Genomic DNA, 12,281 nt, shown 5'->3' with positions numbered 1-12,281 from the left:
TCCTTATTTCGTATATCGATTGGCATAGCTGGATGCAACGAATGCTTCCGGCTTAATTTTTGGCTCGAGACCGATCGATTCTATTCTCGATACCATTTCACTTACAAATTCCCTGGTCTTATTCCTTTTCCCAGAACCGATATCCATATGTCCTTCCATGGAGAAGGAACCGCCTTTATAAAGAAATGGAAGTACGATATCAAACATTTTATCTTTGCATTCCTCAGTAAATAAAGAGACGACTTCTTCCGTCAGCGAGGTTTCAAATGAGATTCTCTCATGCAGATGCACCATTTTCCTTGGAATGATGGTTTTCCTAATACATGCCCAGGCGCCCTTCCGTTCATTTTGAATAACTATTCCGGTTATGAACACTGTTCGATTGCAATGAACCTGTGAATCAGTCCCAATCATTAAACGGAAGTTCCCATCAGGATTTCGCCTCATAAAAAGTAAAATACGATCGAATACCTGCTCAAACGTCAAATTGCGCTCCTGGAGATTTTGAAATTTATATTCAGCACTCACTTATTATCACCACATTAAGTAATTTGTCTGGGAGTAACACTCTTCCACAACCTTTAACTTAAGATGTTAGACTTTTACTACCATTATATTGAGAGGCTCCGAACAAGTTGTTTATTTTTTGAAAAAATTATACTTAGCATTGTTTAAAGGCTGGATGAATGGGAATGCGCAGATTGATAAAAACTATGGGCAAAGGAGGATCACATATGAATAAAACATTAATTTTTGTACTTAAATTTGTATCAAGCATGATTGCTTTTGCCATAGCACTTGATTTATTTTTCGATGCAGCATTTGCCGATATTGTTTCTTTCAGCCTGCTGGTAACGGTTATGTCATATATGCTTGGTGATCGGATTATTCTCCCCCGCCTGGGAAACCGGAATGCCCTCATTGCTGACTTTTTCCTGGTTTATGCATCTGTATGGGTTTTTGGGAGTGTATTGCTTAACAGTTACTTGCAAATAGCGTGGGGAAGTGTCATTGCAGCAGGAATTATCACTCTTTCCGAAGTCTTTGTGCACCGCTATCTGCAGAAAGGGGCCGATGTCAGCCAGGAGGAAAATCGCAAAGAAGCGGCCTTGAATCCGCGTCTGGCGTATGGAATGGAAATGGCCGAAGAAAAAGAGCCAACAAGGGACTGGGATTGACTGAATAATAAGCAACTAAACCCAATGCAGACTTATCCGTCGGTATTGGGTTTTTTAAAACAGAATAAGAATACCTTGCTATTTTGCCATCAAACATCCAATATTAATAAGGGTGAAATTTCTTTAAAACTTCACCTGAGCCTCTAATAAAGAAAGTGAAGAAAGCAGGGAATTATTTGCAGGATTTTTTAACACTGGGTATTTCAAAAAAACTAACAAATATATTGCTGAGCCATGGCATTGGAAAACCAACTCCTATTCAGGAGCAGGCAATACCCGCCGTGATGGAGGGCAGGGATATTATTGCACAGGCACAGACTGGAACTGGCAAAACATTTGCCTTTATTCTGCCGATTCTTGAGAAGCTTGACCCGGATGCTGTCCATATTCAAGCTCTCATTGTGACACCGACAAGAGAATTAGCTCTGCAGATTACAGATGAAGTTCAAAAACTGACTGCAGGCGATGATGATTTAGAGGTATTAGCCGTTTATGGGGGCCAAGATGTGGACAAGCAGCTTAATAAGCTTAAGAAAAAGGTTCAAATTGTCGTTGGTACGCCTGGCCGGCTTCTCGATCATATTAAGAGGAAAACAATTGATTTATCACAAGCAGATTTTTTAGTATTGGATGAAGCCGATCAAATGCTCCATATTGGCTTTTTGGATGAAGTGGAAGATATTATTAAAGAAACACCAGGCAAAAGGCAGACCATGTTATTTTCTGCAACGATTCCAGCAGAGATCAGGAATCTGGCAAGGAAACATATGAAAGAACCAGAGTATATGCAAATCGAAAAAACACAAGGGCCAGCACAATCAGTCAAGCAAATCGCCATACATACGATCGACCGTGCCAAGCAGGCCACACTCATGCAATTAATTCAAACTCATAGACCTTATTTAGCCGTCATCTTTTGCCGGACCAAACGCAGGGTCAGCAAGCTTAATGACGTACTAAAATCAAATGGCTTCCAATGTGATGAGCTTCACGGAGATTTGTCTCAGTCCAAACGGGAACAAGTGATGAAACGATTCAGGGATGCCGAATTACAGCTATTAGTAGCAACTGATGTAGCAGCAAGGGGACTTGATGTGGAAGGTGTCACACATGTATTTAATTATGATATTCCACTGGATCCGGAAAGCTATGTTCACCGAATCGGAAGAACGGGAAGGGCTGGCATGAAGGGGATGGCAATCACTTTTTATTCATCCGCAGACAAACCGCTTCTTGAAGCAATTGAAAAAGGACTGAACATTACGATCTCCAAGCAGAACCTTGGCAATAGCCAGGAAAGGCAAAAGCCTTCCAGGTCATCAGAAAAAAACTCTCAAGTGCAAAAAATCCCAGCTTCATCCGGAAGAAAGAAAAATGATAATCGGGAAGATGCAGACAGAAAAAAGACTGAAGGCAAAACCTCCCCAGCAAAGGGCAGAAAAGGGCAAAGGAAAAACTCAAAACCATTGAATTCAGCTGGTCATGTAAACCGCAGTAAATCACCATCAAAAAAGAAGACTTCAGCGCCTAAATCTGTGAGTAATAGGTCAAAAAGACGCGGAAGGTAACCATAATTAAAGGAGTAGCGAAATGTTAAAAGAACGGATTGAAAACCATCTCAAGGAACCAGGAAACGAAATATACAAAGAAGAAAAAGAATTTGCTGAAAAGCATCAGCTATTATCAAATGCTGAATCTTTAATAGTCAAAAATCCTGAAACCCGCTTTGCAAATGCTTATATAGAGAGAGGAAACAAGGAAACAGAAGAAGTCCTCTCACAGGAGACACCCGAATTTCTAAACCAGCCTATTGATTATTTTGTGAAAAATATTAAAGAGTTTATGTACCTTGAGTCTGAATGGTTTGGGATTATTGGTGCAGACGCCATCTCTTTTGAATTCGATGATCTGTTCCGAACCTATGATGTCATGCTTGGACTTAAATTGCCTAAAAAGAAAGCAGAAACAATAAGGTCATATTTAAAAAGAACATTACAAGGTGATTCAGCAACATTTGACCTAATGTTTAACCAGCAAGATGGGTTATGGGAACTCAATTTTGCTTTGGATGACTTGGAGGGCTTTAAAGAAGACATGACCATAAACGATGCTTACATTCTAATTTACAGATATCTATTCTTACTGGCAGAAACGATTGAGGAAGTCAACTAAAAAAGCAGTTCAATCGAACTGCTTTTTTTTATTTATTTTTTTTACCATCCCATGGATATTTCTATTTAAAAATCTGCATGATAAAGATTGTTATTAAAAAAGGAGGAATCGAAATGGAAAATCAGCCTAACCAGATGCATCAAAATATGCATACAGGAAATATACCCCAGCAGCTCAACCATGGAGCACATGAAGTTCTTGATGTTCAAGAGGTTTTATCAGGTACAGTCGGCACCTTAAACACATACTCATTATTGCGGCAGCACGTACAAGATCAGGAACTGGCAGGTATAATGGACCGCCAATATCAATTTGTGCAAGAGGAATACAATACTACACTGGAATGCTTCCAGACAGGTAAAGATCCTTCTAAACCAACACAGAGCTATAAAATGAACCAGGATAATGATTTTATTTATGGCTTAAAGCCTTCTCAGCCAAAAAAGCCAATCCAATCTGTCTCCGAAATGAATGAAGAAACAGTTTCCGGCTGCCTTCTGGGAGCATTAAAATCGACCGCTTCCATGAAAACAATGGCTGCACTCGAAACAACAAATCCAGTTGTCCGGAGAGTACTGGCTGATTCTGTCCCAAATTGCATTGAGATGGCTTATGAACTTTCGATTTATCAAAACAAACATCATTATTACCAGGTACCTCAGTTTACACAGCAGGATATGCAGCAAATGTTAAATGCATATGCTCCTGCACAGGGGCAAATGCCAAATGCTGCTCAAGGGCAAATGCCAAATTCTAATATTCCTCATTAAAAGAGAGCCCCTTGGTAATATGCCAAGGGGCTCTTGCATTCTTTTGCATATGTGGTTATTTAAAGGTCTCATTCGATAATGGAGAGCCAGCAGCTGTATGCTGATTCATCCAATCAAGAGACACTCTGGAAACCGCCTGCCAATCCGGAATCTTATCTTTATATTTCTCAACCCAGCTCATTGCGAATTGGGAATCAATGCCTTTTTCCTCACATTGACTTAAGAAATCCAGTACGGCTGATTGATTGAATTGATCCCAGCCTCTGCATATATTCTGCCAAATCTGCTCAATTGAAGCTTGGATGGGTGAATCGATATCTGTTTTGCCGTGTTGATTCATACAAAAAACTCTCCTTTTAATTTAATATCAATTTCATTATGTCCTAAGGAATTAGAAGTCATGTGTAAGGCAAAATAATCCTATAAAATAAAAAAATTTTTAGGGAAACATAAAAATTATAGCCTGTTTATAGGATCTCATCTTAATTTTTTCTGCAAACCATGACATTTATCATGGTTTGGACATGACACTCATGTCTACAAAACCTTCTGAAAACCCTTTATCATAAAGTTAACGTCATGAAGAAGGGAATTAAAAAATGACTTCTAAACAAAAACAACTCAACTTAAAAAAACAAATGGCACCCTATGAAAAATCCGATTTAACACGCAGCATCATGCAGCTGGTCAATACTCTGGGACCTTTTTTCCTGCTATGGTTCCTTGCTTATAAGAGCCTGAGCTTTTCTTACCTGCTGACGCTTGGCATATCTGTCATTGCAGCTGGCTTCCTGGTCAGGATCTTCATCATTTTCCATGATTGCTGCCACCATTCCTTTTTCAAAAATCGCAAAGCAAACAAAATTGTTGGCACATTCACAGGGATACTTACCATTTTCCCTTATCACCAATGGCAGCATGACCACAATGTTCACCATGCAACAAGCGGTAATCTGGACAAGCGTGGTACAGGAGATATCTGGACACTGACAGTGAAAGAATACCAGGATGCGGCTTGGTCGACACGCGCAGCCTATCGCATCTACCGCAATCCGTTCGTCATGTTAGGTTTAGGCCCGATTTATGTATTTTTGTTAAAAAATCGATTTAACAGAAAAGGGGCAAGAAAGAATGAACGCATCAATACTTATCTTACAAACGCAGCCATCGCTGGTTTGTATGCGTTCATGTGCTGGGCCATCGGATGGGAAGCATTCCTGATGGTGCAGGGACCTATCTTTTTAATTTCCGGAGCAGCGGGGATTTGGCTTTTCTATGTACAGCATACATTTGAAGACTCCTATTTTGAAGAAGATGATAAGTGGGAGTATGTAAAAGCGGCAGTAGAAGGAAGCTCCTTTTACAAGCTTCCAAAAGTACTTCAGTGGCTAACCGGGAACATCGGGTTCCATCATATTCATCACTTAAGCCCGCGCGTGCCTAACTATAATCTCGAAAGCGCACATTATAATACAGCTGAGCTTCAGAATGTACCGACGATTACTTTTTCGACCAGTCTAAAGTCACTTCGATTCCGCTTATGGGATGAAGATGCCCAGGACTTCACTGGATATGGAGCAGCCAGGCAGTCTGCCCTCAGCAAAAAACAGAGCAGAGCGAAAACGGCATCTGTGAAGCCATAAACTAAGTCTATAATCTACTGAAGAACAGCTCCTTTGTGATATGATAACAAAGGAGCTGTTTCATTATTTTACGAATAAAAAAGAGGGTACCTCACATGTTTAAAAAGTATTTCACCACATTGAAAAGTTCAGGCATTTCTCCTTATATATGGAGTGTATTCAGCATTTTGCCGTTTTATTTCATCTTCAGGTCCACCTCTAAAATCGCCATAGCCGTAGGCATTATCCTGACCATTTTATTTTTTATATCATTGCGTTTTGCCTTTATATCGCGGAAGTGGCCTGTCTATCTATGGACTGGCATCTTAATCAGCATATCGATTACGATGACCATTCTGTTTTCGTTTATTTATTTTGCTTTTTATATTGCTTATTACAATGGCCATATCAAAAACAGGATTGCATTTTTAACGTTATATGTCATCCATCTTGTTGCAACCACCATCTCAATAAACATTAATTTTGTCACACAGAAGCCATTATTTCTCGAGCAGATACCTTTTATCATTATCATCTGGATCAGTGTGATTTTGCTTCCTTTTAACATTCACAATAAGAAAAAGCAGGAAATGCTTGAAGAACAGCTCGAAGATGCCAACAAAAGGATTGCGGAGCTTGTCAAACAGGAAGAAAGGCAGCGGATTGCCCGAGATCTTCATGATACACTCGGACAAAAATTGTCTCTGATCGGGTTAAAAAGCGATCTGGCCCGTAAGCTTATCAGCAAGGATCCTGACCAGGCAAAGGAAGAACTTATAGACGTTCAGCAAACGGCCAGAACAGCATTAAACGAAGTAAGAAAAATGGTTTCCCAGATGAGAGGAATCAGGCTGAAGGAAGAAATTATACTTGTTAAGCAAATCTTAAAGGCAGCCTCAATCGAATTCATCGGGGAAGAAGATATCAAATTAAAGAACGTGTCGCTATTCCTTGAGAATATTCTAAGCATGTGCATGAAAGAAGCTGTGACAAATGTAGTAAAACACAGTAATGCTACAGAATGCCGCATCAGCATTGAACAAACCTGGAATGAAGTTAGCATTACTGTCCAGGATAACGGGGTCGGCATGAATCCCGCAACAGATGTCGGCAAGGGGTCAGGACTGCTTGGATTAGGAGAGCGGCTCGACTTTGTCAATGGAAGTCTTGATATCGTATCTGAAAATGGAACAACGATTACAATGAAGGTGCCAACAGTCGTAAAGGAAACAAATAAGGAGGAAAAGGCATGATTAAAATCGTCATAGCTGAAGACCAGCGGATGGTGCTTGGTGCTTTAGGATCCCTGTTAAATCTCGAAGACGATATGGAAGTCATTGGCAAAGCATCGAATGGCAAGGAAGCCATATCTCTTGTCCAAACGCTCAAACCGGATGTATGCATCATGGATATTGAAATGCCGGAAAAGAGCGGCTTGGAGGCGGCGGAAGAATTGAAAGGCATAGGCTGCAAGGTTATTATTCTGACAACCTTTGCAAGGTCAGGGTATTTTCAGCGTGCCCTTAAGGCCGGTGTAAGGGGGTACTTATTAAAAGACAGCCCAAGTGAAGAGCTCGCCAGCTCAATCAGAAACGTCGTAGAAGGAAAGCGCATCTATGCACCTGAATTAATGGATGATGTATATGGAGAAGAAAACCCGCTGACCGACCGTGAAAAAGAGGTGCTTGAGCTGATTGCAGACGGCAAAAACACCAGGGAAATTGCCGACCAGCTCAGCATTAAAACAGGAACCGTCCGTAACTATATCTCTGCTATTCTAGACAAGCTCGAAGTTACGAATAGGATTGAAGCCATTACCCAGTCCAAAGAGAAGGGCTGGTTTAAATAAAAGTGTTTCTTGCATAAATGGGCAGCAGCCAATTGGCTTAGCTGTCCTTTTTCATTTTCTTTAATTCTTCCATAACGACGAAGGCCAAATCATCATTTCCGAACATTGAGAGAACACCAAGCAATGTCTCATCAGGCACATCGCCCGCTTCTTCTTTTGGAACTGTCAGCTCCAGCGCTTCCTGCAGTGAAATATTTTTGCTTTGATCAGGATATGCCTTTAAATAGATTTCCTCGGGATCTAAATTGTGATTAATACACCACTGGGCAAAAACGAGAATCATCATTTTTTCTTCGCCCTGATAGTTTTGAATAATTCTTTCTTCAAGCTCTTTGCTGTTCATCTTCATAAATCTCCTTATGTATTTATATATTGATTATAGATTTAAATCCATGATTTTTCATCTTAATTGCCATTTCTTTTGCAAATAGAATTTTCAGTAATTCGAATTAATTCTAAATTTATTGTTAATTCATATTGACAATTAAATAGGAGAATATCATAATATTAGAAAAACTTATAAAAACTTTAACAGATAACTGCACTACTGCCTTGAAGTAGAAAAGAGCGAAAGGCAACCTTTTCAAAAACAGCATATGAGTCTTAATATAATGACTATAAGCAGCTGTTGAACATCCATATTGGTTGTTGCCGGGAAGCAAGCCCTTTCGTCCACGCTCGGAGGATGACTGGGCGTTTTTATTTATCCTCTATTAAGAGCAGCAGGAAAAGCAGGCATGAGGTTTTTAAATCATCTACAGATAGGGAGTTTTGACAATGACTGAATTTAAAATTGAAATCAATCGCACACCTGAGAAAAAACAAAAACCTGCATTTGATAACCTGGAGTTTGGCAAAAATTTTACCGATCATATGTTTGAAATGGATTATACTGCCGGCCGGGGATGGCATGATCCAAGAATTGTACCTTACCAGCCGCTTTCACTTGATCCCGCTGCAATGATTTTCCATTATGGGCAAAGTGTCTTCGAAGGGTTAAAAGCATATCTTACAATCGATAATGAGGTATTGCTGTTCAGGCCAGAAAAGAATATGGAGAGATTGAATAAATCCAACTCCAGATTATGCATTCCTGAAATTGATGAAGAGCTTGCTCTTTATGCCTTAAAAGAATTAATATCACTCGATCGTGACTGGATTCCCAATGTTGAAGGAACTTCACTGTACATCCGTCCATTTGTCATTTCAACTGAGCCATACCTTGGAGTGGCACCATCAAAGAAATACAAATTCATCATTATTCTTTCTCCAGTAGGCGCCTACTATAAGGAAGGCATCAACCCTGTTAAAATTGCTGTTCAAAACGAATATGTCCGTGCCGTTAAAGGGGGAACAGGCACCGCTAAAACCGGAGGAAACTATGCAGCGAGTCTGAAAGCACAGGAGCTTGCCAGCTTAACTGGATATTCACAGGTTCTATGGCTGGACGGAAAAGAAAATAAATATATTGAAGAAGTGGGAAGCATGAACATTTTCTTCAAAATTAACGGTGAAGTTGTAACACCTGAGCTTAATGGAAGCATCCTAGAAGGAATTACCAGAAACTCTGTACTCGAGTTGCTGAAATACTGGAATATCCCAGTGGCAGAGCGCAGAATCTCCATTGAAGAAATCTACCAGGCACATGCGGATGGACAGCTTGAAGAAGCATTTGGAACTGGCACTGCTGCTGTTATCTCTCCAATTGGCGAATTTTTCTGGGACAATAAGAAAATTGAAATCAGCGGCGGGATCACCGGCGAATTATCTAAGAAAATCTATGATACTTTGACAGGCATCCAAAAAGGAACCGCGCCAGACCCGTTTGGATGGAGTGTAAAAGTGGAAAAAAAAGAGGCAGCAGGCATTAAGTAATCCTCAATGCAGGCAAGGATCGGCACATAAAGCCGATCCTATTTTTATTTTAGGCATGAAAATCTGCTAAAACGGGAAAATATAGAAAGAACCTACTATAGAGAGGAGATAAAAAATGGACAAGATAGAAGTTGGAGAAGTATTTACAATCAGTGATGAAAATGATCAGGAAATGGAAGTGGAGGTCCTCGCTTCTGCAGAGGTGGATGGCCATCAATATGCTGCTGTCAGCTTCGTAGAAGATCTTGAAGAAGACACAGAAGAAGATATCGACGTGTTCTTCTTAAAACTGGATGAAGACGGCGACTTTACCCCCATTGAAAGCGACGAAGAATTTAACAAGGTCTCTGCTGTATTCGAGGAAATGATAAACGAGGAATAGAAGAGAAGGAATCATTCCTTCTCTTTTTTTACATAGGAAAAGGCATTAGCTCCTAATCTTCAGATAACGTAATTTCCCCAATAGTAATGGGCAAATATCACAAAAGGAATGAAACAGCAGGTGATCCAATGAAAATATTATGCATCGATGGCGGTGGAATACGCGGTGTCTTTGCTGTCAGCATTTTAAAAGCTCTCGAAGAGGAACTGAATCTGCAAGCCGGCGACTATTTTGATATGATTGCTGGCACAAGCACCGGATCGATAATTGCCGCTTCACTGATCCTGAAGAAAGATATGAGCGAGGTCTTGAAAGGATACGAGTCATTCGGGAAAAAAATATTTGTAAAACAGGCAAAGGTTGGCCTCTTTAAAAGTGTATACAGTGATAAGTACCTGCGGCGTTTTATCCGCAAAGCTTTTGGTGAAACAGAGCTTTCCGATATTAAAAAGCCGCTTTTAATTCCTGCTGTCGATGTGACCCATGGCAAGCCATTTATCCACCGTTCCAATTACGGCAGTACTGGAAATGAAAGTTTATCAATGAAGCTTTGGGACGCAGTACTATCCTCCTGTTCAGCACCTGTATATTTCCCTCCTAATAACATCAGCAACAGTTATTTATCGATAGACGGAGGGCTTTGGGCGAATAATCCATCACTCGTCTGCATTACGGAGGCTATGCATCACTTCAAGGAGGAGCTGCAAAAAATAAAAATCCTTTCCCTTGGAACCGGTCTTCAAAAAATTGACTTTACGATTGACAATAATAAATACTGGGGTGTAAAACATTGGCTGCCTTTCCAGCTCCCGTCCATGAAAGTGACGCCGAAGCTTTTGGACCTGGCCCTTCATTTATCCTCCGAATCTGTTACCTACCATTGCAAGCATCTGCTCGGAGAAAATTACTTGCGCATAAATGAAGAACTGGGGGAAGAAATGCCATTTGATGAAATAAAGTTTGTGGAGGAATTGGTTATGCTTGGAGAGAAGGTCTATCAGGACCGGCGGAAGGAAATAAAAAAGTTTATACTATCGTGATTTGAAATAAGAAAAAAGAGCAAGGGTGCTGCCCATGCTCTTTTTTCTTATTTGGTATTTTTCAAGGAATAATACTTCACGGGTTCTTCTGTATTTTGGAGAGCTTCAGCAATCGTTCCCAAAAGGCTGTATGGTCCTTTGGCGTCATGGCCCACTTCCCAGATCATCATTCCGCCGAATCCGTGATTGAGAGCCAGGGCTGTTTTCTTTTTCATCGTTTTGGCACCATTATAGTAGTAGTCGGTGCCATTTAGGCTGATCTTATCCTTTTCTGCGTTTTCAGGGTTATCGTTTATGATTGCATTATATGATACCGGCTTAATAGCAGGATCTGCTGGCTGAGCATAAAGCGGAACCCCCAGAACCAGCTTATCTTTTGGAATACCCTGTGAATCAAATAATTGTCCCCAATAGTTTGCTATATTCTCTGTAAAGGAGTACGGAGAAAGATTGCGAGCATTGTAACCGCCATCCCACTGGCCGTCATAAGCCATAATATTTACATAATCAACCTTCATGAACATAGAAGGCTCATATACGACATAGCCCGTCTCTGTCCCGGTTACACTATGAATTTTGGCATGGACCGCAACAGACAGCACTTTGCCGTTTGCATGAAGCATTTCGCTAAGCTTATGGATAAAGACTGCCAGGTATTTTGCATCCTCTTTAGAACGCGGATGCTCAAAATCAATGTCAATGCCATCAAGGTTTTCGTTTTGAGCCAGTCCCGCCAGTTCTTTTACCAGCCTATCTCTCGAGGATTCATCAGCTATGGCTTGTTTAAAATAATCATAAGATTCCCCGCCATTGATATGAAACCATCCCCCTACAGCAAGTATGGCCTTTACATCTTGCCGGTGTGCATTTCTTACCACTCTTCTCAGATTATTCAGGGCTGAATCACCATTTAAAGAAATGCTGCCGTCCTTCTCAGGATGAGCGAAAGAAAATAGGATATGTGTCAGATTTGAATAATCGATCGATTTTGGATCACGGTAATCCTGGATATAACCCATCAGCACTTTTTCGGGAATCTCCGAAAGCTCCGGGATTCCTTTTTTGACCAGAAGTTTGCTGGATTGTGAAACCGGCACAGGCTGTTTTAAAGGCTGGCTTTGATCGGTGATGTTTGTATAGTAAATGCCTGCAGCAAAACCGCTGGAAAATATAAAAACAATCAATATCAGCATTCGGTGTATTCTTTTCACAAATAGTAAACCTCCATCATTCAATCCTTTAAAAGTGTATCAAAAAAGAGAACAAGGAGGGGGTGGTAATTTATTGCTTGCATTCCATTCTTAAATAAACCAATAAACTTTCAATAGAATATGATTCTCATCACATCCCAAACTTTTCCCCCATGGTACATTCCTTATAAGCAATTTATATA

Annotated in this window: 14 protein-coding genes; 10 read left to right on the top strand and 4 right to left on the bottom strand. The window is 40.4% G+C overall.

The window, feature by feature from the left end:
• Nucleotides 1-3: 3 nt before the first annotated feature.
• Nucleotides 4-528 (bottom strand): ribonuclease H-like YkuK family protein, encoded by a 525-nt coding sequence (locus A361_RS12675; protein WP_009334621.1) that lies wholly within the window; start codon nt 526-528, stop codon nt 4-6.
• Nucleotides 529-734: 206 nt separating this feature from the next.
• Between A361_RS12675 and A361_RS12670 the strand changes: the two genes are divergently transcribed.
• From A361_RS12670 to A361_RS12655, 4 genes are all read left to right on the top strand, one after another.
• Nucleotides 735-1,178 carry a YndM family protein gene (locus A361_RS12670; RefSeq protein ID WP_009334622.1) on the top strand — a complete coding sequence of 148 codons (444 nt, stop codon included), beginning with the start codon at nt 735-737 and terminating at the stop codon, nt 1,176-1,178.
• 176 nt (nt 1,179-1,354) lie between these two features.
• Entirely contained in the window at nt 1,355-2,746 is a 1,392-nt protein-coding gene (locus tag A361_RS12665; protein WP_009334623.1) for a DEAD/DEAH box helicase, read from the top strand.
• A 22-nt stretch (nt 2,747-2,768) separates the two neighbouring features.
• On the top strand, nt 2,769-3,350 hold the full coding sequence (locus A361_RS12660; RefSeq protein ID WP_009334624.1) for a hypothetical protein: 582 nt from the start codon (nt 2,769-2,771) through the stop codon (nt 3,348-3,350).
• 113 nt (nt 3,351-3,463) lie between these two features.
• On the top strand, nt 3,464-4,120 hold the full coding sequence (locus tag A361_RS12655; protein WP_019379943.1) for a spore coat protein: 657 nt from the start codon (nt 3,464-3,466) through the stop codon (nt 4,118-4,120).
• 55 nt (nt 4,121-4,175) lie between these two features.
• Here the strand turns inward: A361_RS12655 and A361_RS12650 are convergent, their stop codons facing one another.
• Nucleotides 4,176-4,460: a hypothetical protein gene (locus tag A361_RS12650; protein ID WP_009334626.1), complete on the bottom strand. Its 285-nt coding sequence runs from the start codon at nt 4,458-4,460 to the stop codon at nt 4,176-4,178.
• A gap of 259 nt (nt 4,461-4,719) precedes the next feature.
• On the opposite strand from A361_RS12650, the gene A361_RS12645 reads away from it, so the two are divergent.
• From A361_RS12645 to A361_RS12635, 3 genes are all read left to right on the top strand, one after another.
• Nucleotides 4,720-5,763, top strand: coding sequence for a fatty acid desaturase (locus A361_RS12645; protein WP_019379944.1), 1,044 nt, complete (start codon nt 4,720-4,722; stop codon nt 5,761-5,763).
• 95 nt (nt 5,764-5,858) lie between these two features.
• The gene (locus A361_RS12640) at nt 5,859-6,995 is read left to right on the top strand and encodes a sensor histidine kinase (protein ID WP_019379945.1); all 1,137 of its coding nucleotides are present in this window, start codon (nt 5,859-5,861) and stop codon (nt 6,993-6,995) included.
• Nucleotides 6,992-7,591 carry a response regulator transcription factor gene (locus A361_RS12635; protein ID WP_009334629.1) on the top strand — a complete coding sequence of 200 codons (600 nt, stop codon included), beginning with the start codon at nt 6,992-6,994 and terminating at the stop codon, nt 7,589-7,591. The genes A361_RS12640 and A361_RS12635 overlap by 4 nt, the downstream gene beginning before the upstream one ends.
• Before the next feature lie 37 nt (nt 7,592-7,628).
• Here A361_RS12635 and A361_RS12630 read toward each other — a convergent pair whose 3' ends face one another.
• The gene (locus A361_RS12630; protein WP_019379946.1) at nt 7,629-7,934 is read right to left on the bottom strand and encodes a hypothetical protein; all 306 of its coding nucleotides are present in this window, start codon (nt 7,932-7,934) and stop codon (nt 7,629-7,631) included.
• A 434-nt stretch (nt 7,935-8,368) separates the two neighbouring features.
• Between A361_RS12630 and A361_RS12625 the strand changes: the two genes are divergently transcribed.
• The 3 genes from A361_RS12625 to A361_RS12615 all read left to right on the top strand — a co-directional run bounded on the left by A361_RS12625 (nt 8,369) and on the right by A361_RS12615 (nt 10,888).
• Nucleotides 8,369-9,466 carry a branched-chain amino acid aminotransferase gene (locus tag A361_RS12625; protein ID WP_019379947.1) on the top strand — a complete coding sequence of 366 codons (1,098 nt, stop codon included), beginning with the start codon at nt 8,369-8,371 and terminating at the stop codon, nt 9,464-9,466.
• A 115-nt stretch (nt 9,467-9,581) separates the two neighbouring features.
• On the top strand, nt 9,582-9,848 hold the full coding sequence (locus A361_RS12620; RefSeq protein ID WP_019379948.1) for a DUF1292 domain-containing protein: 267 nt from the start codon (nt 9,582-9,584) through the stop codon (nt 9,846-9,848).
• Between the two features lie 128 nt (nt 9,849-9,976).
• Nucleotides 9,977-10,888: a CBASS cGAMP-activated phospholipase gene (locus tag A361_RS12615; protein WP_019379949.1), complete on the top strand. Its 912-nt coding sequence runs from the start codon at nt 9,977-9,979 to the stop codon at nt 10,886-10,888.
• Nucleotides 10,889-10,935: 47 nt separating this feature from the next.
• On the opposite strand, the gene A361_RS12610 is transcribed toward A361_RS12615, so the two are convergent.
• Nucleotides 10,936-12,099 (bottom strand): glycosyl hydrolase family 18 protein, encoded by a 1,164-nt coding sequence (locus tag A361_RS12610; RefSeq protein WP_026041566.1) that lies wholly within the window; start codon nt 12,097-12,099, stop codon nt 10,936-10,938.
• Nucleotides 12,100-12,281: the final 182 nt, after the last annotated feature.

It is taken from the genome of Cytobacillus oceanisediminis 2691, assembly GCF_000294775.2.
GTDB lineage: Bacteria > Bacillota > Bacilli > Bacillales > Cytobacillaceae > Cytobacillus > Cytobacillus pseudoceanisediminis.
The sequence above is the reverse complement of the archived record's forward strand: the minus strand, read 5'-3'. Positions and strand labels throughout refer to the sequence as shown.